The organism is Bacillus sp. GW821-FHT11D08, from assembly GCF_058808515.1.
The window spans coordinates 27,962-50,420 of record NZ_JBXARS010000009.1; the positions used below are offsets into that span (position 1 = coordinate 27,962).

At 50.3% G+C, this 22,459-nt stretch carries 25 protein-coding genes; 17 read left to right on the plus strand and 8 right to left on the minus strand.

Going from position 1 to position 22,459, the window contains the following annotated elements; genetic code table 11:
• Positions 1 to 7: 7 nt before the first annotated feature.
• The 3 genes from AC1RRX_RS16625 to AC1RRX_RS16635 form a co-directional block, all read right to left on the minus strand.
• On the minus strand, positions 8 to 883 hold the full coding sequence (locus AC1RRX_RS16625) for a TetR/AcrR family transcriptional regulator (protein WP_144464897.1): 876 nt from the start codon (positions 881 to 883) through the stop codon (positions 8 to 10).
• A gap of 160 nt (positions 884 to 1,043) precedes the next feature.
• A complete protein-coding gene (nfsA, locus tag AC1RRX_RS16630; RefSeq protein WP_016937252.1) occupies positions 1,044 to 1,790 on the minus strand; it encodes an oxygen-insensitive NADPH nitroreductase in 747 nt (248 codons plus the stop codon).
• Positions 1,791 to 1,806: 16 nt separating this feature from the next.
• On the minus strand, positions 1,807 to 2,094 hold the full coding sequence (locus tag AC1RRX_RS16635; RefSeq protein ID WP_003156323.1) for a putative quinol monooxygenase: 288 nt from the start codon (positions 2,092 to 2,094) through the stop codon (positions 1,807 to 1,809).
• A gap of 141 nt (positions 2,095 to 2,235) precedes the next feature.
• Here AC1RRX_RS16635 and AC1RRX_RS16640 point away from each other — a divergent pair, with 141 nt between their 5' ends.
• A complete protein-coding gene (locus AC1RRX_RS16640; RefSeq protein ID WP_032866940.1) occupies positions 2,236 to 2,550 on the plus strand; it encodes an ArsR/SmtB family transcription factor in 315 nt (104 codons plus the stop codon).
• A gap of 27 nt (positions 2,551 to 2,577) precedes the next feature.
• Here the strand turns inward: AC1RRX_RS16640 and gabR are convergent, their stop codons facing one another.
• A complete protein-coding gene (gabR, locus tag AC1RRX_RS16645) occupies positions 2,578 to 3,987 on the minus strand; it encodes a MocR-like transcriptional regulator GabR (RefSeq protein ID WP_144464899.1) in 1,410 nt (469 codons plus the stop codon).
• 107 nt (positions 3,988 to 4,094) lie between these two features.
• On the opposite strand from gabR, the gene gabT reads away from it, so the two are divergent.
• The 4 genes from gabT (at position 4,095) to gdh (ending at position 8,720) form a co-directional block, all read left to right on the plus strand.
• Positions 4,095 to 5,402 carry a 4-aminobutyrate--2-oxoglutarate transaminase gene (gabT, locus tag AC1RRX_RS16650; protein WP_015239160.1) on the plus strand — a complete coding sequence of 436 codons (1,308 nt, stop codon included), beginning with the start codon at positions 4,095 to 4,097 and terminating at the stop codon, positions 5,400 to 5,402.
• Between the two features lie 105 nt (positions 5,403 to 5,507).
• Complete coding sequence (gabD, locus tag AC1RRX_RS16655; protein WP_144464901.1) at positions 5,508 to 6,896, plus strand: succinate-semialdehyde dehydrogenase; 1,389 nt, start codon at positions 5,508 to 5,510, stop codon at positions 6,894 to 6,896.
• Positions 6,897 to 7,050: 154 nt separating this feature from the next.
• The gene (locus tag AC1RRX_RS16660) at positions 7,051 to 7,914 is read left to right on the plus strand and encodes a RhaT/GlcU family sugar-proton symporter (RefSeq protein ID WP_003156317.1); all 864 of its coding nucleotides are present in this window, start codon (positions 7,051 to 7,053) and stop codon (positions 7,912 to 7,914) included.
• Between the two features lie 20 nt (positions 7,915 to 7,934).
• Positions 7,935 to 8,720, plus strand: coding sequence for a glucose 1-dehydrogenase (gdh, locus tag AC1RRX_RS16665; RefSeq protein ID WP_007410286.1), 786 nt, complete (start codon positions 7,935 to 7,937; stop codon positions 8,718 to 8,720).
• Positions 8,721 to 8,765: 45 nt separating this feature from the next.
• Here gdh and AC1RRX_RS16670 read toward each other — a convergent pair whose 3' ends face one another.
• The 3 genes from AC1RRX_RS16670 to AC1RRX_RS16680 are packed head-to-tail and all read right to left on the minus strand — an operon-like array spanning position 8,766 to position 11,623.
• Entirely contained in the window at positions 8,766 to 9,377 is a 612-nt protein-coding gene (locus AC1RRX_RS16670; protein ID WP_144464903.1) for a YcnI family copper-binding membrane protein, read from the minus strand.
• Positions 9,378 to 9,389: 12 nt separating this feature from the next.
• Positions 9,390 to 11,018 (minus strand): copper resistance CopC/CopD family protein, encoded by a 1,629-nt coding sequence (locus AC1RRX_RS16675; RefSeq protein WP_144464905.1) that lies wholly within the window; start codon positions 11,016 to 11,018, stop codon positions 9,390 to 9,392.
• Positions 11,019 to 11,050: 32 nt separating this feature from the next.
• Positions 11,051 to 11,623, minus strand: a complete 573-nt coding sequence (locus AC1RRX_RS16680; protein ID WP_043021408.1) for a DeoR family transcriptional regulator — start codon at positions 11,621 to 11,623, stop codon at positions 11,051 to 11,053.
• Positions 11,624 to 11,802: 179 nt separating this feature from the next.
• Between AC1RRX_RS16680 and AC1RRX_RS16685 the strand changes: the two genes are divergently transcribed.
• The 5 genes from AC1RRX_RS16685 (at position 11,803) to AC1RRX_RS16705 (ending at position 15,803) form a co-directional block, all read left to right on the plus strand.
• Positions 11,803 to 12,144, plus strand: coding sequence for a hypothetical protein (locus AC1RRX_RS16685; RefSeq protein WP_003156306.1), 342 nt, complete (start codon positions 11,803 to 11,805; stop codon positions 12,142 to 12,144).
• Positions 12,145 to 12,319: 175 nt separating this feature from the next.
• A complete protein-coding gene (locus tag AC1RRX_RS16690; protein WP_095352399.1) occupies positions 12,320 to 13,759 on the plus strand; it encodes a PTS mannitol transporter subunit IIBC in 1,440 nt (479 codons plus the stop codon).
• Between the two features lie 25 nt (positions 13,760 to 13,784).
• Complete coding sequence (locus tag AC1RRX_RS16695; RefSeq protein ID WP_012116817.1) at positions 13,785 to 14,216, plus strand: PTS mannitol transporter subunit IIA; 432 nt, start codon at positions 13,785 to 13,787, stop codon at positions 14,214 to 14,216.
• A gap of 1 nt (position 14,217) precedes the next feature.
• Positions 14,218 to 15,339, plus strand: a complete 1,122-nt coding sequence (locus AC1RRX_RS16700) for a mannitol-1-phosphate 5-dehydrogenase (protein ID WP_144464908.1) — start codon at positions 14,218 to 14,220, stop codon at positions 15,337 to 15,339.
• A 68-nt stretch (positions 15,340 to 15,407) separates the two neighbouring features.
• The gene (locus tag AC1RRX_RS16705; RefSeq protein WP_032866926.1) at positions 15,408 to 15,803 is read left to right on the plus strand and encodes a 3-hydroxyacyl-ACP dehydratase FabZ family protein; all 396 of its coding nucleotides are present in this window, start codon (positions 15,408 to 15,410) and stop codon (positions 15,801 to 15,803) included.
• Positions 15,804 to 15,841: 38 nt separating this feature from the next.
• On the opposite strand, the gene AC1RRX_RS16710 is transcribed toward AC1RRX_RS16705, so the two are convergent.
• On the minus strand, positions 15,842 to 16,006 hold the full coding sequence (locus AC1RRX_RS16710) for a YczO family protein (RefSeq protein WP_003156294.1): 165 nt from the start codon (positions 16,004 to 16,006) through the stop codon (positions 15,842 to 15,844).
• A gap of 127 nt (positions 16,007 to 16,133) precedes the next feature.
• On the opposite strand from AC1RRX_RS16710, the gene AC1RRX_RS16715 reads away from it, so the two are divergent.
• The 7 genes from AC1RRX_RS16715 (at position 16,134) to AC1RRX_RS16745 (ending at position 22,427) form a co-directional block, all read left to right on the plus strand.
• On the plus strand, positions 16,134 to 16,883 hold the full coding sequence (locus tag AC1RRX_RS16715) for a Cof-type HAD-IIB family hydrolase (protein WP_007410293.1): 750 nt from the start codon (positions 16,134 to 16,136) through the stop codon (positions 16,881 to 16,883).
• Between the two features lie 205 nt (positions 16,884 to 17,088).
• The gene (locus tag AC1RRX_RS16720; protein ID WP_106080101.1) at positions 17,089 to 17,853 is read left to right on the plus strand and encodes a 5-oxoprolinase subunit PxpA; all 765 of its coding nucleotides are present in this window, start codon (positions 17,089 to 17,091) and stop codon (positions 17,851 to 17,853) included.
• Between the two features lie 22 nt (positions 17,854 to 17,875).
• On the plus strand, positions 17,876 to 19,090 hold the full coding sequence (locus tag AC1RRX_RS16725; RefSeq protein WP_007410295.1) for an NRAMP family divalent metal transporter: 1,215 nt from the start codon (positions 17,876 to 17,878) through the stop codon (positions 19,088 to 19,090).
• A gap of 4 nt (positions 19,091 to 19,094) precedes the next feature.
• Entirely contained in the window at positions 19,095 to 19,889 is a 795-nt protein-coding gene (locus AC1RRX_RS16730; RefSeq protein WP_007410296.1) for a putative hydro-lyase, read from the plus strand.
• 29 nt (positions 19,890 to 19,918) lie between these two features.
• On the plus strand, positions 19,919 to 20,650 hold the full coding sequence (pxpB, locus tag AC1RRX_RS16735) for a 5-oxoprolinase subunit PxpB (protein WP_015239164.1): 732 nt from the start codon (positions 19,919 to 19,921) through the stop codon (positions 20,648 to 20,650).
• Between the two features lie 2 nt (positions 20,651 to 20,652).
• Positions 20,653 to 21,660 (plus strand): 5-oxoprolinase subunit C family protein, encoded by a 1,008-nt coding sequence (locus tag AC1RRX_RS16740; protein ID WP_095532175.1) that lies wholly within the window; start codon positions 20,653 to 20,655, stop codon positions 21,658 to 21,660.
• Positions 21,661 to 21,677: 17 nt separating this feature from the next.
• On the plus strand, positions 21,678 to 22,427 hold the full coding sequence (locus tag AC1RRX_RS16745) for an IclR family transcriptional regulator (protein WP_007410299.1): 750 nt from the start codon (positions 21,678 to 21,680) through the stop codon (positions 22,425 to 22,427).
• The last annotated feature ends 32 nt before the right edge of the window (positions 22,428 to 22,459 follow it).

The following is a 22,459-nucleotide window of genomic DNA, read 5'->3' on the forward strand; positions in this document are numbered from 1 at the left end:
TCTTTCTTTATAGTTTGAGCAATGTTTTAACGGCTGCAAGCGGCTGGTGCAGCGGTCCGGCCTGCTCCAAATAACCGATGAGCGCTTTGATGAGAAAATCCCGCGGCTGTTTGTCCACTGATTCTTTCTCCAGCATAGCCGCAGCGGAAGCGAGTCCTGCGGCGTCATATTTTTCCTCCGGAAGGGATGAGACGGCTTCTTTCAGTTCCTTCAGGCTTTCAGCCAGCAATACGGTTTTGTCTTTCGGCTCAAATGAGGAAGCGGAGACGATATAAAGGTCAATCATCTCCTGAGGCAAAGCGGTTTCGGTTGTCCTGTTTTCGACGATGAGATTGAGATGGCGGATGATAAACTCCGTGAGCGGCTCCAGGGCGAGCGGTTCTTTTTCCAGCTTAATCAGCGTGATGCATTCTCTCAGGAGCCCCTGCAGGACGATCACCAGCTCCCATACATAAGGAATAATGTCTTCGCCGTACGTCTGAATCAGTGAATCGCGATGCCAGCAGATAAAGGTGGAGCGGGCCCTGTGAATATGCCGTTTTACCCGCTCATTAATGGAAGAGGGGCTTCCGTACATCAGCATATTAAAAAATTGCTGATTGCGCCTGAAGCCTTCAAGCTCAGCCATCAGTTTTTTGGCAAACCGTTCCTCAGGGGAGAGGCTTGTTTCTTCATTCAATAATGAAGCCGCGGCTACCATCTGTTTCTGGTTAAAATCGAGCAGCTCCAGGAGCAGGTCTTCCTTTGATTCAAACAGCTTATATAAAGACGCTTTGGAGACTTTGCACTCCTCTGCGATCGCCTGCATCGAAACGGACGAAAAGCTTTTCCCGGAAAAAAGCTTTCTTGCCGCCAGCAGAATATCCGTTTTCTTATCATTCATAAGCCCAGATTCCTTCTTTCGTCACAATAGAAAACCCATCGGTTCACAGAAAACCAATGAGTATATGATGAAAATATTAACAAAAATTTTTACATAGTGTCAACGCTTTTGTTTGAGAAATAGAAAAAACCTGCCGGAGTGTTCCGGCAGGCTGATACGTTTATTTATCCGTCTTAAATCCTTGTTTTTCAAGCATTTCACGAATGTGAGGATAATAAACCTGCTTATAGTAGGAAGTGATGCCTTGTGACCAGTTTCTTGTTTCCTGTCCGTCGGTGCGTTTTTTCATGTATTCGGACATCTGCTTGTCATAGGCCTCGATATGGGTTCTTAAATCTTCTTCTTGATACGTTTCATGATGCAGAACGGCTGCTTGCGGCAGACGCGGTTTTTTCGCGGAGCGGTCTGCCGGATGGCCGATGACGAGACCGGAAACCGGGAAAACGTATTTCGGAAGTTTCAGCAATTCAATGAGTTCGTCCGGCTTGCCGCGCACGGCGCCGATCGGCACAGTGCCGAGTCCCATTGATTCAGCCGCAGCCGTTGCCGTACCCAGCGCAATCCCGACATCTACGGCTCCGACTAGAACGGACTCTAAACCGTTCGTGATCTCAAGCGGTGTATCATTATATTCTTCAAGCGCAATTTTGGCGCGGTTAAAATCAGCGCAGAATAAAAGGAAAACCGGCGCTTGGTCAATCCACGGCTGGCCACCCGCCAATTCGGATATTTTTTTCTTCCGTTCCTTATCTTTCACCGCAATAACGGTAAATTGCTGGCCGTTAATGGAAGTCGGCGCTGCCTGAGTTGCTTGGATGATAAGGTCCAGCTGCTCATCCGATACGGGTTCATCTGTGTAGCTGCGGATGGAACGGTGGTCTGTTAATATTTGAAGGACTTCGTTCATGTTATTCATCCTTTCGTTACTCTGACAGTTCTGTGCGGACGACGTCAAGCGGCGCACTCAGCACTTCTTTTGCTTTTGCCACGAATCCTTGGAAATGGTCAGTTGCGTTGTGGAATTTCATCGCTTCTTCATCTTTCCATTGCTCAAGCATAACGAATGTATTTTCCTCACCGACTTTTTCGAAAAGATCGTATTGCACATTTCCTTCTTCCGCGCGTGAATGCTGAACAAGTGATTGTGCTTCTCCTAAAAATTCCTCGCGTTTATCCGCTTTTACTTTCATGTAAGCCTGTAAGACGATCATGGTTATTCCTCCTGATTGGGTTAATTTGTTATAGTTCGAATATTATCGAACTAACTGTAACATGTTTCGCTGCGAATGGTAAAGGAAAAACCCTCACCGCCTAAATTGTCACCCGCCGATGATCTGTGTTACATTTGACTCATGAACATTCCAAACCATCCTGAAACCGAACGCTTACAGCTGACAAAGGTTCTTCATGCTCTGAGTGATCCGCTCCGCTTAGAGCTGGTCAAACAATTGGCGGAAACAACAGAAAAAACGTGCGGAACCTGCGCTGATGTCCGGGTCGCTAAATCAACGCTGTCCCATCACTTCAAAGTGCTGCGGGAAGCGGGGGTCGCCCAAGTACGTATAGACGGGAAGCACCGTTATTATTCCCTGCGCAAAGATGATTTACAAGCGGCGTTTCCCGGCCTGCTGGAGGCGATTTTGCAGACAGAGCCGGACCGCTGGTAAATAAGTCCCCGAATTCCGGGGGTTTTTTTATGCACCGAAAACTGCCCGGTAAAGCCTGTGGACGCCTTCTTGAATATCGCTCTCCTTCAGGCGGGCGAACCCCAGGATAAGCTGCGGTTTGTTTGAATCGCCTCCTGCTTTCAGACGGAACCGGCTCATCGCAAACAGGTCGAGCTGTTCTGCATCCGCCCGTGCCAATATCTCTTTTTCTGAACGGGCGCAGTCAAACTCAGTGACAAAATGAAGCCCCGCATTGGCGCCCTTTACACTGATTCTTTCTCCGAATGTTTCTTCCAAAGCCGAAATGAGGCGTTCCCGCATGTTCTTATAATGCTGCTTCATCTTTTTAATATGTTTCTGATATTCACCTGATTCGATAAATTCTTTCAGCGCGAGCTGGGCAAGCGTGCTGCACGTATGCAGGTCATACGCTCTCTCTTTGAACGTCCGCAAAAGCCCGGGCGGCAGAACCATATAGCTGATGCGCAGACCTGGGAAAAGGGATTTTGAAAAGGTCCCCATGTAGATGACATTTTGAAACCGGTCAAGGCTTTGAAGCGCCGGTATCGTATCGGCGTCATATTTAAATTCACTGTCATAATCATCTTCAATGATGAAGCGGCCGTTCTGTTCGGCGGCCCAGTTTAAAAGCTGAATCCGCCGGGAAGCCGGCATGATCACGCCTGAGGGGAATTGATGGGAAGGCGTGGTGATCAATACAGAGGGCCGGCGTTTTTCGATTTCGTTCATGGACATGCCTTTTTCATCAAGGCTGATCGTCGCAACCTTTTTCCCGAGGTTTTGCAGCAGCCGGTACATTCTCATATATCCCGGATTCTCCATGGCGTACAGCGCGTCTTTTGGCATCAGTTCCGTCAGCAGCTGCACTAGCATTTGCGTGCCCGCCCCGAGCACGATTTGTTCCGGGCGGCATGTAACGCCCCTTGTCAGAGAAATAAGCCGCGAAATTGTTGCCCTCACTTCATATAAGCCTTGCGGATGGACGAGTTCACCGAGCGTATGAAATGAATGGGCGGCTGCTTTCTGCTCACAGCGGAACCAGCTTTTCAGGGGGAAATGCGCCGTATCCACGCTCATATGTGAAAATGAAATCAAGCCGCTCTTATCCGTCTCCCGCTCTTTCAAATCATCAGGCAATAGGAGCGAAGGCGCTTCTTCATGATAAACCGTATCAATTTCCTCCACGAAAAAACCTTTTCTTTCGACTGCATATAAATAACCTTCCGAAAGCAGCTGCTGATAAGCTGAATTCACTGAATTTACGCTGACCTTCAGCGTCTCGGCAAGCTCCCGTTTAGACGGCACCTTTGTATGAGGCATCAGGCTGCGCTTTAAAACGGCCGCTTTTATGTGCTGATAGATCTGCTGATAGATATAATCCGCCGTTTCCGAATGATCAATGGAAATCGTCAGCATCCAGACCCTGCCCCTTTCTGATACCATGGATAAATTGATTTTGGTACTTTTCATCATACCAAAAAGAAGTCAGAATGATAAGAAAACAATGCAGGGGGATGGAATCTATGAGTCGAACAGCATCATCGGAAGTGACAACTGCCCAGTGGCAGCAAAAACGGGATCAATTCGTTTCCAAGGGGGTCGGCAACGGAAACCGCAGCATGGCGGTAAAAGGGGAAGGGGCGCTTTTGTACGATTTGGACGGCAGTCGATTCATTGATTTTGCCGGAGCGATCGGAACGCTGAATGTCGGCCATTCCCATCCGAAAGTGGTGGAGGCCGTGAAGAAACAGGCGGAGGATCTGATTCACCCGGGATTTAACGTCATGATGTATCCGTCTTATATTGAGCTGGCCGAAAAACTTTGCGCCCTTGCGCCGGGAGATCATGCGAAAAAAGCGATTTTTCTCAATTCGGGGGCGGAAGCGGTGGAAAACGCCGTGAAAATCGCCAGAAAATATACGAAGCGCCAGGCTGTCGTGTCATTTACAAGAGGGTTCCACGGCCGCACGAACATGACGATGAGCATGACGAGCAAGGTGAAGCCTTATAAATTTGGTTTCGGCCCGTTTGCCTCAGAGGTGTATCAGGCGCCGTTTCCTTACTATTATCAAAAGCCGGCCGGCATGAGCGACGAGCAGTATGACGACTTTATCATCAGCGCTTTTGAGGATTTCTTTATCGCCGCAGTTGCACCGGAAACCGTCGCCTGTGTCGTCATGGAGCCGGTTCAGGGAGAAGGCGGCTTCATCATTCCGTCAAAACGTTTCGTCCAGCACGTCGCCGCTTTTTGTAAAAAACACGGCATCGTTTTTGTGGCGGATGAGATTCAGACCGGTTTTGCCAGAACGGGAACGTATTTTGCGATTGAACATTTCGGGGCCGTTCCTGATTTGATCACCGTTTCCAAATCACTTGCGGCCGGATTGCCTCTGAGCGGCGTCATCGGCCGGGCGGAAATGCTTGATGCCGCCGCGCCGGGTGAACTCGGGGGCACATATGCGGGAAGCCCGCTCGGCTGTGCGGCTGCGCTCGCGGTCTTGGATATTATTGAAGAAGAAGGGCTGAATCAGCGTTCCGAGGAGATCGGCCGGATCATCGAGCATCAAGCGCTCGAGTGGAAAAAAGAGCATGCCTGCATCGGAGAAGTGCGCAGACTCGGCGCGATGGCGGCCATCGAAATTGTCAAAGATCCGGACACGCGGGAACCGGACAAAGCAAAAGCCGCGGCGATCGCCAAAACGGCGAACGAGAACGGACTGCTGCTGCTGACGGCCGGCATTAACGGCAACATTATCAGATTCCTGACGCCGCTTGTCGTGACGGATGAGCAGCTCAAAGAAGGCCTTTCCATTATCGAAGCAGCTCTGTGAGTTCAATTATTGGAATGCCGGCGGATGTGTCTGCTATCATGAAAGTGTGAGATACATCAACTAGCATTCAATGGCTTTACTATAGCAGAGAAAGGAATGTTCAATATGCCAGAACAATTAACAGTGTACAACCCGGCAACGGGAGAGGCGATCGAAAGCATCCCCCAGCAGACGGCCGAAGATGTTGAAAAAGCGATTGAACGTTCACATCAAGCGTTTCAATCATGGTCCAAAACATCAGCGGGAGAACGTGCCTCACTTTTGAGAAAATGGTATGAGCTGATTGTTGAAAATAAAGAAGAACTTGCGGAATTAATTACGAAAGAAAACGGCAAACCGTACGAAGAAGCGGTCGGAGAAGTTTTATACGGCGCCGGTTATATTGAATGGTTCGCCGAAGAAGCAAAACGGATTTACGGCAGAACAGTACCTGCGCCGACAACGGGCAAACGGATTGTCGTCACCCGTCAGGCGGTCGGCCCGGTAGCCGCGATCACGCCGTGGAATTTCCCGAATGCGATGATTACAAGAAAAGCCGCGCCCGCTTTGGCGGCAGGCTGTACGTTCATCATCAAACCGGCGGAGGATACGCCGCTTTCCGCTTACGCCCTTGCGCGTCTCGCATATAAAGCGGGAATTCCGAAGGACGTGCTGCAAGTGGTGATCGGTGACGGAGCCGAAATCGGAAACGTCTTTACCAGCAGCCCGAAAATCCGCAAAATTACCTTTACCGGCTCAACGCCTGTCGGCAAAATCCTGATGAAAAACAGCGCCGACACCGTAAAACATATGTCAATGGAGCTTGGCGGACATGCGCCGCTGATCGTGGATGAAGACGCTGATCTTGATCTGGCGGTAGCCCAAACAATGGCCTCTAAATTCAGAAATGCCGGCCAAACCTGCGTCTGTGCGAACCGGCTGATCGTACACGAATCCGTAAAAGACGAGTTTGCGAAAAAACTGAGTGAAGAAGCTGCGAAACTCAAAGTCGGAAACGGTCTTGAAAAAGGCGTAAACGTCGGCCCTGTCATCAACAAAAAAGGCTTCGATAAAATCGTCGGCCAAATTAATGACGCCGTGGAAAAAGGCGCAAAAGTGCTGACGGGCGGAACGTATGACCAAAACGATGAAAAAGGCTGCTATTTCGTGACACCGACCGTGCTGTCAAATGTAGATACATCCATGAACATCATGCATGAAGAAACATTCGGCCCGGTTGCGCCGATCGTTACGTTCTCAGATATTGATGAAGCGATCAAGCTTGCGAACGATACGCCGTTCGGGCTTGCGGCTTATTTCTTCACAGAAAACTACCGCCGCGGCATCTATATTTCTGAACAGCTTGAATACGGCATCATCGGCTGGAATGACGGCGGTCCGTCCGCGGTTCAAGCGCCGTTCGGAGGAATGAAAGAAAGCGGCATCGGCCGTGAAGGCGGTACGGAAGGCATTGAGCCGTACCTGGAAACCAAATACATGTCTATCGGACTTTAATGAGCCGAAAAGAAAGCCCCGCTTCTAAGCGGGGCTGTTTTTATTGAGCAGTCTGCCGGTGAATATCGCCGGCAGGCTTTTTTGATCTTGCGGGAATAATCGGTTCGATTCCAGACAAAATAACAGCAAATACGATTGAAAGAAGGTCGCCATCATGGATATATTATTGGCTCTTCTCCCGGCTTTATTTTGGGGGAGCATCGTGTTATTTAACGTCAAATTAGGCGGCGGGCCTTACAGCCAGACGCTGGGAACGACAATCGGGGCGCTCATCGTTTCGTTTGTGCTGTATCTGTTTGTCCACCCGGTGCTGTCCGGGCGCATTTTTATTGTCGGCATCATCTCGGGGCTGTTTTGGTCGCTCGGCCAAAGCAATCAGCTTAAAAGCATACAGCTGATGGGCGTTTCAAAAACGATGCCGATATCAACGGGAATGCAGCTCGTCTCGACTTCTTTGTTCGGTGTGATCGTATTCAAAGAATGGTCAACCCCGATCGCGATTACGCTGGGTATTCTCGCCCTTATTTTTATCATCATCGGGATTGTGCTCACATCTTTAGAAGATAAAAAGGGGCGGGCGGACGGAGAACCGGGAAACTTAAAAAAAGGCATTGTCATCCTGCTGATCTCCACGCTCGGTTATTTGGTCTATGTCGTTGTGGCCCGGCTGTTCGGCGTATCCGGATGGTCAGCGCTCCTGCCGCAGGCGATCGGGATGGTCATCGGCGGACTGCTCCTGACGTACAAGCATAAACCGTTTAATAAGTACGCCCTCAAGAACATTCTGCCGGGAATCATCTGGGCGCTCGGGAATATGTTTCTGTTCATCTCACAGCCGCGCGTCGGAGTTGCGACAAGTTTTTCCCTCTCTCAAATGGGGATCGTCATCAGCACGCTCGGCGGAATCTTCATTCTCCGTGAGAGCAAAACGAAGCGTCAGCTGGTCGCCATTGCCATCGGGATTATCCTGATCATTGTGGCCGCGGTATTCTTAGGCGTTGCGAAATCAAATTCATAACAAATGCAGGAGGTTTGAACATGTACACGGATTTAAAAGGAAAAGTCGTTGCCATTACGGGAGCTTCATCAGGATTAGGAAAAGCGATGGCGATCCGCTTCGGACAGGAGCAGGCGAAAGTCGTGGTTAACTACTATAGTAATGAAAAAGACGCCCAAACCGTTAAAGAAGAGATTCAAAAAGCGGGAGGCGAAGCGGTCATCATTCAAGGCGACGTCACAAAAGAAGAAGATGTCAAAAACATCGTGCAGACCGCGGTGAAGGAATTCGGCACATTGGATGTCATGATCAATAACGCCGGTATGGAAAATCCGGTTCAGTCGCATGAAATGCCGCTCAAAGACTGGAACAAAGTCATTAATACCAATCTGACCGGCGCTTTCTTAGGAAGCCGCGAAGCCATTAAATATTACGTAGAGAATGATATTCAAGGAAACGTCATTAACATGTCAAGCGTACATGAAATGATTCCATGGCCTCTGTTTGTTCACTACGCGGCGAGTAAAGGCGGCATCAAATTGATGACGGAAACGCTGGCGCTGGAGTACGCGCCGAAGCGCATCCGTGTCAACAACATCGGGCCGGGAGCCATCAATACGCCGATCAACGCGGAAAAATTTGCGGATCCCGTTCAGAAAAAAGATGTGGAAAGCATGATTCCGATGGGATATATCGGTGAGCCGGAAGAAATCGCGGCTGTCGCCGTCTGGCTTGCTTCAAAGGAATCAAGCTACGTAACCGGCATTACGCTGTTTGCTGACGGGGGAATGACCAAATATCCGTCATTCCAGGCAGGCCGCGGATAAGAAAAAAAGCGATCGCAGGCTCTTTAGAGCCGGATCGCTTTTTGCTTACGCGCGTTTTTTCTTTACAAGCGCCGCGATGGAAAGGATAATCGCCGCAGCTGACAGAACGATGGCTGCAATATCAAGCGCTGATACGCCGGATTTGCTTTCTTCGTTTGACTGTTCAGCTCCGTGCGCATCCGTCACGCTGGCCGATTTCGTGATTTTCGTAATCGAGTGAGGCGTGTCGGCTTTCTCATCACCCGTCCATTCTACAATGCTGCCGTCTTTGTAATATTGGTAAGCGTCCCAAGCGGCATCTCCGCTCTTTTCAGGATTTTTCGCAACGAACGTGAACTGCTGGAATTGGCTGGGCTGAATGCCGCCGTCCTTTGCTTCCCAAGTGACGGAGACCGCTTTGTCATCATGTTTGGATACGGATGTTTTCCAGCCCGGAATCGGCTGATACTGCTGAAATTCAACGCCGGCGGGCATTTTCAGCACGACTTTCGTTGTCGGCTCATTCTTTTCCACAGGCACTTTCATCGTGTAGGTTTCCCAGGAACCGGCCGCGGATTCCGCGGGTTTGACTGAGACGTGGGCGCTTGCTGTCGCCGTAAAACCGACGAGTGACAGGGTCACGGCGGATATGAATAATAAAGCCTTTTTTTTCAACATGAGATACACTCCTTAGTTTGTCGTTGAGAATATTTGGTTGATTTCATTAAAATCGTTTGTCAGCCCGTGGACTTTGATCTTCCAGTTTCCCTTTTCGGTGATGGACAGGTTGGCGGCTTCGAATGTGCCTTCCTTCGTCTTCTTCAAATCAAAGGTGCTTTCATGCTGTTTGCCGCTGAAGCCCGTCTGGTAAACAGTGACCGTAAATTGCTGAATGTCTTTTACCAAGCTGCCGTTGTGATCGGTGACAATGACTTGAAATTCATTTTTACCCGGCTGGTTCGGCGTAATGTGCAAGGACAGGGTTTCCCCGTTTCCGATCGTTTCTGAGCCGTTAAAAGGCAATGGCGCAGGCGGCGGCGGGCTGGGCAGGCTTGTGAAGACGGCGGTTGTAAATAATACCGCGATGCCTAGTGCCCATTCGGCCTTTATCGTTGCGCTGATGCTCCTTTTTCTGCTGAACTTCGTCATCCATACGTGAACGGCGCCGAGCACAAGCATGATAACAAACAGTCCGATTTTCAAAAGGAGCGTCTTACCGTAAGCGGTGTGAAAGAGTGAATCAAACGTGCGGATAATGAAAAATCCGTTCAGCACACCTGAAAATAACAGCACACCGACAGAGGCGAACGCCCAAGGAGAAAACCGTCTGACCGTTTCCCAAGCGATGGTTTTATCGGGTTTTCTCCACTCTGATGAAAGAAACAGCACAAGCGCGGCGATACCGCCCATCCATACAGACGCGGCCGATAAATGGAGAAAGTCCATCGCGATGCCGACCGCTTTTTCGTCGATAACCGCCGCATGCCCTGCGAATGCTTTTGCCAAAAGCGAAGCGAAGAAGAACAACAGCGGCGCCGTCCAGTACGCAAATGACCGGAATGCTTTCTTCTTCAACAGCGGGATCATGGACAGGGCGAGCAGGATAAATAAGCTGATCTGGATCATCCAGACGTACCCGCCTGCCGTTTTCAGAAGCGTTTCTTTTACATAGTCCGGCTGGAACGCGGCGCTCCAAGCGCCGCCCGCGTTTTCTTTCGTCTGGATCGGGAGCTGGCAGATAAGCGCGAGCCCCGTTACACATAAAGAAATCACGAGCAGCTTTACAGTTCGTTTTGCTTTTGATGAATCTTTATTATTTCTGTACCAAAACAGATGGAAAAAAGCCGTGCCGATAAACAGGGAGAGAGCGGTGTACAAAATACCGCGGTCGATGGCCGCTTCGGGATGAAGCGCCGCTTGCGATGATGTCTGCTCCTGAAGTTCTCCGCCGGCTTTTCCGATACTGAAAGGGATGACGCCGGATACCGGATGTCCGTCGGCCGATACCGCGTTCCATTCCGCTCTGTAAATATCATGCGGCAGATTTTTTTTCAATGCCGCGGTCATGATGCGGGCATCCTTTTTTTGAATCACTGTTTTGCCCGCGTCGACCCGTTCGCCGGATGAATTATAGACCTTAATGGAGTGGAAGCCTTCTTCAATCTGTTCATTAAACTCAATTTCAATCTGCTTCGGCGCTTGTTTTAATTCACTGTTCTCACCCGGATTTGAGTTTGTGATGTAGGCGTGGGCGAAGCTTGTTTTCGGAATCAAAACAAGGAACAGCAAAAAGATGAGCCAGCGTTTGTTCTGTCTCATGGATGATGACACCGCCTTCCGGTTGGTTGTTGTTATGTCTTGCTGCAGGTGCATCCCTTCTGCCTGTCGTGTAAGATGATGTCCGCCGCCTCGTCAAAGGTGCAAATGATCCCGCCGAATCCTTTTTGAAACCGTTCTGCGTAATCAAGCGTTGAGAAGGGAATCGCCTGAGGTCGGCAGCAGTGAAGGTCAATATCGGCATGGACTAAAAAGTATGCGGAAGCGGCCGTCAGCGTCGTCTGGAGAAGAAAATCTTTACAAATGACGTGGGACACTTCTTCCTTTTTATCCTCATACCGCAAAATCGCGCAATGAATGCAGCACATCTGCTCAACGGCTTTTGAAACGGTAATAAGCTGAACAGAATACGAATGCTGAATCGGCCGCAGGCAATAGCCGCATTGATTGGCGCTTCGTTCTGAAACGGGAGGGAGCGTAATGCCGCCGGGTGTCCGGATAATCCGGTTTGCATCCGCCAGCTGATTGACGTCTCTGTACACGGTCATCTCGGAGACGCCGAATCTCTCGCTTATGTCAGAGATTTTCAGCGCGCCCTCTTCTTTCAGCCATTCAAGCAAGGTTTGCTGTCTGTGAATCGGAAGCAATTCTGCATCCTCCTTTTTATGATGTGAATGAGTGATGAACCTCCCTCTAAGAGTAGATGTTTTCACAAATGCACACAAGAGCCTGATGATAAAATATGTGAAAAAATGTTGAACAATCACAAATGTAAAAGACGTAGTCAGACTCTGTTATAATAGAAGAGTTGAATGGAGGAATAAACATGAAAGAAACGACCTGCCCGAACTGCGGCAAGCCGATTACAGGCGACATGGTCAGATCATCCATGATCCCGTGCCAGTTTCAGTGCGGGCATTGCCATGTGAAATTGCGTGAATATAAAGTATCAGCTCCGATTATGGCTGCGGCCATTGCGATCACGGTGCTTTTGATTTATCTTGTGCAGATGGCCAGAACCGCCGTCATGCCGATGTTTCCGGCAGCGCGGTATGTGCCGGCCGCCATTTTCGCGCTCGTATGTGCGTATCCGGTGTTTATTGTCAGTGAGCGGCTCATTGCCAAACTCGTCGTCACAAAAGGACACATTATATACAGAAAGCGGTAAGACACCTTTGATGAGGTGTCTTTTTTTTGTTAAGGAGTTGTCACAGTCTCTGTGCCAAACTCCTCTTTACTTTTCATTGAATGGGGATTGTAAGCGTTTTATGATGAAGACACAGGGGAGAGAGAAACCCCGTGTCTTATTTATTTTCATCTGAAGGCAAGCAAACAGGGAGGGAATGAACATGCAGCAAGAACAGCAAGCTGGCATGAAAGTGAAGATACAGCGGTTCGGCAGTTATTTAAGCGGTATGATCATGCCGAATATCGGCGCATTTATCGCATGGGGAATTATCACCGCGCTGTTTATTCCAGCGGGATGGTTTCCGAATCCGCAGCTGAATACATTGGTAACCCCGATGATTACGTATCTTCTGCCGCTTTTAATCGCATATACGGGCGGAAAAATGATTTACGATCACCGCGGGGGAGTCGTCGGAGCGACGGCGGCCATCGGAGTCATTGTCGGAGCGGACATTCCGATGTTCTTAGGGGCAATGATTATGGGGCCTTTGGGCGGTTATCTCATTAAACAATTAGACCGTGTGTTTAAAGATAAAGTCAGACAGGGGTTTGAAATGCTGATCAACAACTTCACGGCGGGAATTATCGGAGCTGTGCTCACGATTATCGCGTTTTATGCGATCGGCCCGGTCGTCCTGTCTCTTAACAAATTGCTGGCGGCGGGTGTGGAAGTCATTGTCCACGCGAATTTGCTGCCGATTGCAAGCGTTTTCGTAGAACCGGCGAAAGTCCTGTTCCTGAATAACGCGATCAACCACGGCATTTTAAGTCCGATCGGAATCGAGCAGGCCGCCAAAGCGGGTAAATCCATTCTGTTCTTAGTGGAAGCGAACCCCGGGCCGGGACTCGGTATTTTACTGGCATATATGTTCTTTGGGAAAGGCTCTTCAAGATCGACGGCCCCGGGAGCGGCGATCATTCATTTCTTCGGGGGGATTCATGAAATCTATTTCCCTTACATTTTAATGAAACCGATGCTGATCCTCGCGGCGATCGCCGGGGGAGCGAGCGGACTGCTTACATTCTCGATCTTTAACGCGGGTCTTGTCGCCGCATCATCTCCGGGAAGCATCATCGCCATTTTAGCGCTGACGCCGAAAGGAAGCTACCTCGGCGTGCTGGCGGGCGTCATCGTTGCCGCGGCCGTATCGTTTATCGTTTCGGCGCTTATTCTGAAATCGTCTAAAGCGGGCGAAGAAGATTTGACAGCCGCGGCGGAAAAAATGCAGGAAATGAAAGGCAGGAAAAGTGAAGCGGCGGCCGCGTTGGCGGACAAAGAGGAAGAGCCGGAAAACAGCGCCGCTGATATTTCCGCCGACCAAGTCAGCCGCATTATCTTCGCGTGTGACGCGGGTATGGGATCGAGCGCAATGGGCGCCTCCATTTTAAGAAATAAAGTGAAAAAAGCAGACCTGGATATTGATGTGACAAATACGTCGATCAATAATCTGCCGAATGACGCGGATATCGTCATTACGCATAAGGACCTGACTGACCGCGCGAAAGCGAAGCTGCCGCAGGCGGTGCACATTTCGGTTGATAATTTCTTGAACAGCCCGAAATACGATGAACTGATTGAAAAGCTTAAAAACTAATCAAACAGAAAGAGGGATTTTCATCATGGAAGTATTGGCTAAAGCGAACATCAAACTGAACCAGACAGTGAACTCAAAGGAGGATGCCATCCGCCTCGCGGGACAGACATTGATTGATAACGGCTACGTGAAGAACGGCTATGTGGAAAAAATGTTCGAACGTGAAGAAACATCATCCACGTTTATGGGGAATTTCATCGCGATCCCGCACGGCACGGAAGATGCGAAGGATGAGGTGCTTCATTCAGGCATTTCCGTCATCCAGATTCCGGACGGTGTGGAATACGGTGAAGGCAATACGGCAAAGGTCGTTTTCGGTATCGCCGGAAAAAACAATGAACACTTAGACATCCTGTCAAACATCGCCATCATCTGCTCAGAGGAAGAAAACATCGAACGGCTGATCAGTGCAAAGACGGAAGAAGAACTGGCCGCTATTTTCAGCGAGGTGAACTGACATGATTGCCCTTCATTTCGGAGCGGGAAACATCGGGCGGGGCTTTATCGGCGCCCTGCTCCATCATTCCGGCTATGACGTAGTTTTCGCTGATGTGAATGAAACGATGGTCAGCCTTCTCAATGAAAAGAAGGAATATACCGTGGAGCTTGCCGACGGCGGCCGGCAGACAGAAATCATCGGCCCCGTTTCAGCCATCAACAGCGCGGTGCAAGAACAAGAGCTGTACAGGCTGATCAATGAAGCGGCGATCATTACGACGGCGGTGGGCCCGAACGTTCTCAGACTCATCGCCCCGTCCATCGCGGAAGGGCTGAAGCGCAGAACGTCCTCTGAGCCTCTCAATATCATTGCCTGTGAAAATATGATCGGCGGCAGCAGTTTTCTGAAAAAAGCAGTTTTCGGACATTTGACGGAAGCGGAGCGGGAACTCGTGAACCGGACGGTCGGCTTCCCGGATTCTGCGGTGGATCGGATCGTGCCGATTCAGCACCATGAAGATCCGCTGAAAGTATCTGTAGAACCGTTTTTTGAATGGGTCATAGACAGAACCGGCTTTGCCGGCGGCCAGCCGGTACTGGAAGGCGCGTTGTTTACGGATGATCTTACACCTTTCATCGAGAGAAAGCTGTTTACCGTCAATACCGGTCATGCCGTTACGGCGTACGTCGGCTATCAGCGCGGATTAAAAACCGTCAAAGAGGCCATCGGCCATCCGGAAATCCGGCGTGTCGTGTACGATGCACTTTCAGAAACGGGCGAGTACTTAGTGAAAGCGTACGGCTTTAAGCAAGCCGAACACGAGCAGTACATGAAGAAAATCATCGGCCGCTTTGAAAATGAATACATCACGGATGATGTGACGAGGGTCGCCAGATCACCGCTCAGAAAACTCGGAGCGAATGACAGATTAGTAGGGCCGGCCAAAAAAATAAAAGAACCGAACGCGCTGGCAGAAGGCATCGCCGCCGCCTTGCGTTTTGACTATCAGGATGATCCGGAAGCGGTTGAGCTGCAAAAGCTTATCGCGGAAAAAGGCACGAGCGGCGTTCTTCAAGACATTTGCGGTATTCAGCCGCATGAGCCGCTGCACGGCATCGTGCTCAAAAAGCTCAATCAATAAAAATGAACCCGCGTCGGGGGACGCGGGTTTTTTCTTGCGTTATAATGAGAGAGAAGGGAGGCTGCGTGATGAATCAGAAGCTATTGCCCCATCGTTTTCCGTTTCTTTTGATGGACGGCACGACGAACAGTGAAGCCGGAAAATGGGCGGCTGCTTACAAAAACATCAGTGAAAATGACTGGTTTATAACTGAATCCCAAAGAGAGATGCCATTTTCGCTCGTCGTTGAAGCAATGGCCCAAACGGCGGCTTGCGCGGGAATTACCGGCGGTGACGGCCTCGGTCTCTTATCCGCGGTGAAGAAAGCGGAAAGGTTAGGTGCCGCTTTGCCGGGAGACCGTCTGGATCTTTTTTTTGAGGTCACGCGAATCAGACGCGGTTTTGTGTTCGGCCGGGCGAAAGCGTCCGTTGCCGGGAAGCCTGTGGCGGAAGCTGAGCTCAGCATATTTATCCAGCCATCGTAAAAAAAGCCGCCTCCAGCGGCGGCTTTCGTACAAGTCTGTTATTTTGTATCATAATCTCTTTCACTTTGTGAATTGTCCCTTTGGTCATGTTTGTGTTTTTCGTCATTGGCGTTTTCCTTCAGCTCTTCCAGCGGAATCGGATCGGTTAAATCATGATGTTCAGGATTTTCATTCGGTTTGTTCTTTTGTTTTCTTTCTTTCATCCTCCATCACCTCAATATTTCTTTTCCTCAACGTTCCCCCCGCCAAACGCAGAAAGCGGTTTTTTGTTCCTGTGGGTCATATGTATTAAAATAGAGACGACTACATTATAAAAAGTGAGGTACATATATGCCGATACAAAGAGAAGACGCAGATATTAAACTGATCGCGATTGATATGGACGGAACCCTGCTCAATGACGAGCAGCTCATCCCGGAAGAAAACCGGCGGGCGATCAAGGAGGCGGAGGCGAAAGGAATTCACGTCGTCATCAGCACAGGACGCACGCTGATGACCTGCCGCGAACTGGCTGAGTCTCTCGAGCTGTCATCCTTTTTAATCACGGCAAACGGCAGCGAAATCTGGGATTCCGACTTTGAGCTGGTTGAGCGCAAGCTTCTTCATACCGATCATATTCAAAAATTATGGGATCTGAGGAATAAGCACAACACGAATTTCTGGGCCTCTACCGTCGATAGAGTGTGGAGAGGGGAATTCCCGGAAACGATTACGGATCATCAGTGGCTCAAGTTCGGATTCGAAATCGAGGATGACGAAGTGCGGAATGAGGTGCTGAAAGAGCTCAAGGAATACAAGGAGCTCGAGATCACAAACTCCAGTCCGATCAACATCGAAGTCAATGCCCTCGGTATCAACAAAGCGGCTGCGCTGGCGAAGGTATCGGAAAAACTCGGCTTCACGATGGAAAATGTGATGGCCATGGGTGACAGTCTGAATGACATTGCCATGATTGAAAAAGCGGGTGTCGGCGTCGCCATGGGGAATGCGCAGGACATTGTGAAAGAAACAGCTGACTGGGTGACTGATGTCAACACGGAAAACGGGGTCGCCAAAGCGATCCGCCACTGGGTGTTATAATAGAAAAAAGAGAGAGTCTCAGTATGAGGCTCTCTTTTTTTGTTTTGTCAGATTTGTGACTAGGTCCATGGTAGGTTTTCTGACAAAAGGATGTTCAAACCTGTCAGAAATAAATATAATGAAGAGAAATCCAACAATTCGGAATAGTCATTCCGAATAGCGGAATGATAATCATATAAAACGTTTACAATACAGGAGGGATCTTATGTTTCAGATTGACATCAATTGTGATTTAGGAGAGAGTTTCGGTGCTTATAAAATCGGGCTGGATGAAGAGATTTTGGATTATGTGACATCTGCAAACATCGCCTGCGGCTTTCATGCGGGTGATCCCAGCGTGATGCGCAAAACGGTTGCGCTTGCGGCGGAAAAAGGCGTGAAAATCGGCGCTCATCCCGGGCTGTTCGATCTGCAGGGATTCGGGCGGCGGCAGATCGCGATTACACCCGAGGAAGCGTATGATCTGACGCTGTACCAAATCGGCGCGCTGTCAGGGTTTTTAAAAGCAGAAGGTGTCGAGATGCAGCATGTGAAGCCGCACGGCGCTTTATATAATATGGCCGCCGTCAATCCCGGCCTGTCAGAAGCCATCGCTCAGGCGGTCTGTCATTTTGATCCCGGGCTTATTCTTTTCGGGCTTTCCGGAAGCGAGCTGATTAAAGCGGGAGATCGAATCGGACTGAGGACGGCAAGCGAAGTGTTTGCGGACCGCACCTATCAGGAAGACGGCACGCTGACGCCGCGTTCAGAGCCGGATGCGCTGATTCAGGATGACAAAAAAGCGGTCGGTCAAGTGATTCAAATGGTGAAAGACAGCACGGTGACATCACGTAAGGGACAAGCTGTAAGCCTGAAAGCGGACACGGTCTGCATTCACGGAGACGGAGCCCACGCCCTCACATTCGCAAAAACAATCAAAAAAGAATTAAAAGCGGCAAACATTCAAATCAGCGCACTTTCAAAAGACTGAGCAGCAGAGGGAGGAAGACAGCATGGAGCAAAAGAAAAAAACAGCCGGAAAGGCTTCCGGCAAATGGTCGCTTCTTTTAGGCGCGACATTTTTGATGGCGACATCATCAATCGGGCCCGGCTTTCTGACGCAAACGGCCACGTTTACCAATACATTGGCGGCAAGCTTCGGCTTTATCATTTTAATTTCTATTATTTTGGACATTTTCGCGCAAACCAATGTATGGCGGATTATCGCGGTTTCCGGAAAGCGCGGCCAAGAGATTGCCAATATGGTGCTTCCGGGCGCCGGTTATGCCATTGCTTTTCTGGTCGTGCTCGGCGGACTTGCGTTTAATATCGGAAACATCGGCGGCGCGGGTCTCGGTCTTCAAGTATTATTCGGGATCAAACCGGAGATCGGCGCTTTAATCAGCGCAGCGGTCGCGGTGCTGATTTTTGTCATAAAGGAAGCCGGAAAAGTCATGGACCGTTTTATGCAGATCGCCGGCATCGTCATGATCGTATTGACTGTGTATGTTGCCGTAACGACGGCTCCGCCGGTCGGACACGCCGTTGTGAAAACTTTTATGCCTGATCATATCAGTGTGCTGGCGATCGTGACGCTTGTCGGCGGCACGGTCGGCGGATACATTACATTTGCCGGCGGCCACCGTTTGCTTGATTCAGGCATCCAAGGGAAGGAAGTCCTCCCTCAGGTTACGAAAAGCTCCATCACAGGCGTTCTGATTACATCGATTATGCGGATTGCCCTGTTTCTCGCCGTGCTCGGCGTCGTCTCAAAGGGCCTGAGCATTGATCCTGATAATCCGGCGGCTTCTGTATTCCGGCTTGCGGCGGGAAATGTAGGCTATAAAATTTTCGGCGTCATCATGTGGTCTGCCGCTATCACGTCTGTCATCGGCGCCGCCTATACATCGGTATCATTTTTCAAATCATTTTCAACAAAAATCGAAAAGCACTCACATGGCGTCATTATCGGTTTTATCATCGTATCCACTCTTATTTTTGTTACGATCGGCCAGCCTGCCAAAATTCTGGTCGCGGTCGGTTCGCTTAACGGCTTAATTCTGCCGCTTGCATTAGCGATGATACTGTTGGGCGCTTATAAGAAAAAAATCGTCGGCGATTACAAGCATCCGATCTGGCTCACGATTGCAGGGGCGATCGTAGTGGTTGTCATGGCGGTTATGGGCATCTATACATTATTCACGCAGATGCCGCAGCTATGGAGCTGATGATATGAAAAACCATATGAGTGACATGAGCCCCGAAGAAGTCAGACAGCTGATCAGGAAGGGGCAGATGACCGGGCCGACGGCGGGGATGGCCGCTTCTTACGCTCAAGCCAATCTCGTCGTTTTGCAAAAGGATCTTGCCTTTGATTTTCTCTTATTCTGCCAGCGCAATCAAAAGCCTTGTCCGGTGCTTGATGTGACGGATGCGGGTTCACCCGTTCCGGCAATAGCTGCGCCGGGAGCTGATATCCGGACGGACTTTCCGAAATACAGGATTTATCGGCATGGCGTGCTTACTGAAGAGGTAACGGATATTACGCCGTATTGGAAGGATGATTATGTCGGGTTTTTAATCGGCTGCAGTTTTTCATTCGAGCAAGCCCTTATTAATCAGCACATTCCAATCAGGCACATCGATGAGGGTGTGAATGTCCCCATGTATAAAACAGACATTGACTGTGTTCCCGCCGGCCCGTTTTCTGGAAAGATGGTCGTCAGCATGAGACCGATTCCGGAAAGGCTTGCAGTCCGCGCGGCGCAGGTCACGTCACGTTTTCCCGCCGTGCACGGCGCCCCCGTCCGCATCGGAAATCCGCAAAGCATCGGTATCAGCGATTTGCATCAGCCGGATTTCGGAGATGCCGTAACGGTGCGGGAAGGTGAAGTTCCCGTATTCTGGGCTTGCGGCGTTACGCCCCAGGCGGTGATCATGGAAGCAAAGCCTGACATCGTAATAACACATTCACCGGGGCACATGCTGATCACCGATATACGAAATGAATCGCTTGCTGTCCTGTAAGTGAGAAAGAATACAACGAGGTGATGACAATGATGCAGTATAGCGGAAATACAGCGCTTGATATACAGCCGTACGGTGATTCCGCCGTTATCATCCGCTTTGGCGGGCACATCAGCGAAGAGGTCAACAGCCGGGTGCATGCGGCGGCAGCCTGTATGGAAGAACGGCCGTTTCCGGGCTTCGTTGAATGTATTCCGGCATTCACAAGCTTAACGATCTTTTATGATGTGTATGCCGTCTCAAACATAAAAAAAGGCGTCTCTCCTTTTGCCCTGGTCAAGAAAGAAGTGACAGAACGTCTCAGCCATATAATGACCGGCCGCAAAGAAGAGCGCCGGGTGATGGAAATCCCCGTTTGCTACGGCGGTGATTTCGGTCCCGATTTAGAAGAGGTCGCTGAGATGAACGATCTGACCCTGGAAGACGTCATCCGCATTCATACTGAAGGCGAATATCTCGTTTATATGCTCGGATTTGCGCCGGGATTTCCGTTTTTAGGAGGAATGTCTGAGCGGATCAGAGCGCCGAGAAAGGCGTCGCCAAGGCCGTCCATCCCGGCCGGTTCAGTAGGAATCGCGGGAATGCAGACCGGTGTGTATCCGATATCCACTCCCGGCGGCTGGCAGCTGATCGGCAGCACCCCGCTCCGTCTTTTCAGGCCGGAAGAACATCCGCCGAGTCTTTTGAGAGCGGGCGATACGGTGAAATTCGTCCGGATCACGGCAGAGGAGTACAGCCGCATCAAGGAGGGAGCCGAATGAGTATGAAAGTGGTAAAGCCCGGTCTCTTGACGACGGTTCAGGACAAGGGGCGGACGGGATATCAGAAATACGGTGTGCTGGGAAGCGGCGCAATGGATACGATCTCACTGCGCATCGCCAATCTTCTTGCCGGAAATCAAGAAAAAGAGGCGGGACTGGAAATTACGCTCATGGGGCCCGGGCCTTCCTTTGAATTTTCAGAACCTGCGGTTATTGCCGTCACGGGAGCTGATTTCGCCCTTCATATTAATGGGGAGCCCGCCCCTCTGTGGAAACCGGTTTTGATAAAGGAAAACAGCGTCGTCTCATTCGGGCCGTGCAAGATGGGGAGCCGCGCTTATCTCGCCGTCGCGGGGGGATTTGACGTGCCCGCCGTCATGGAAAGCAAAAGCACATATGTCAGAGCGGGGATCGGCGGTTTTTGCGGAAGAGCGCTGCAAAAAGATGATGAGCTGCCGCTCGGCCGTATGACGCCATGTTCGGAATCAATCGCGTACCGTCTGAGCGATTCTTTCGGACAGCATGGTTTCTCAGCGCCTGATTGGTCTGTCAGCAGCAGAGGATTTCTGCCGCTGAAAAAAAATCCGGTCATACGAGTGCTTGAAGGCGCTCAATTTCACGCTTTTACAGAAGAAGCAAAATTGCGTTTTTATCAAGAGTCATATACGGTCACGCCTCAATCCGACCGAATGGGCTACCGGCTGAAGGGCGCTCCGCTTGAATTGCGGGAGCCGCTGGAGATGGTATCTGAGGCCGTGACGTTCGGAACGGTGCAGGTGCCGCCGGACGGCAATCCGATTATTCTGCTGGCTGACAGACAGACGACGGGGGGCTATCCGCGGATGGCGCATATCATATCCGCTGATCTTCCTCTCGTCGCCCAAACGATGCCGGGGGAACATATCACGTTCCGGGCCGTTTCGCTGGAGGAAGCGGAAATGCTGCTTTTAGAGAAGGAACAGCAGCTGAAGGAGCTGAAAGCAAGGCTCAAAATGGAATGGCTGATCTGACAAAGGGGCTAAAGACCATGGAAAACAAAAACAAAACCGTCATCAAATCAATGGAACTGCTTCATTTATTTCTGACTGAACCGAGCCTGAGCTTAAATGAGCTGGTTTCTCTATCGGAAATGCCGAAGACCTCGGTTCACCGGATGGCAAGCTCGCTGGAGGAAACGGGATTTCTCACCCGGGCAGCGGACGGCCGTTATCAGCTTGGTCTGATCTTTTTACAATTCGGCCAGCTCGTCTCTGAACGTCTGGACATCAGGAAAATAGCCAAACCGATTATGGAAGAGCTGTGCGGCGAAGTGGATGAGGCCGTTCAGCTGATCATGAGGGACGGAGATGAAGCCATTTACGTCGAAAAAATTGAAGGCACTCAAACCGTCCGCCTGTATACGGCAATCGGCCGCCGGTCGCCGCTGTACGCGGGAGCGTGCGCCAGAAGCATTCTATCGTTTCTGCCAAAAGAGGAGATTGACACATACATTCAGAAGACAAAGCTTGCCGCAATCGCCTCAGGCACGATGACGGATCGGGCTGAACTGCTTCAATCCATTGAAAGGTCCTTACAATCAGGTTATACGATCAGCTATTCGGAATTAGAAGATTACACGGCGGCGATCGGGGCGCCGATTTTCAATCACGAAGGTAAGGTGGCTGCCGGAATCAGCATCGCCGGCTTCGAAGCCCGGTTTTCAGAGGATAGGCTGCCGTATTTAACCGAAAAGGTCAAAACCGCCGCACAGCATATTTCTGAGAAATTGGGTTATTGACCGAGCCAATTTTTCTTCACTCGCGTACATTA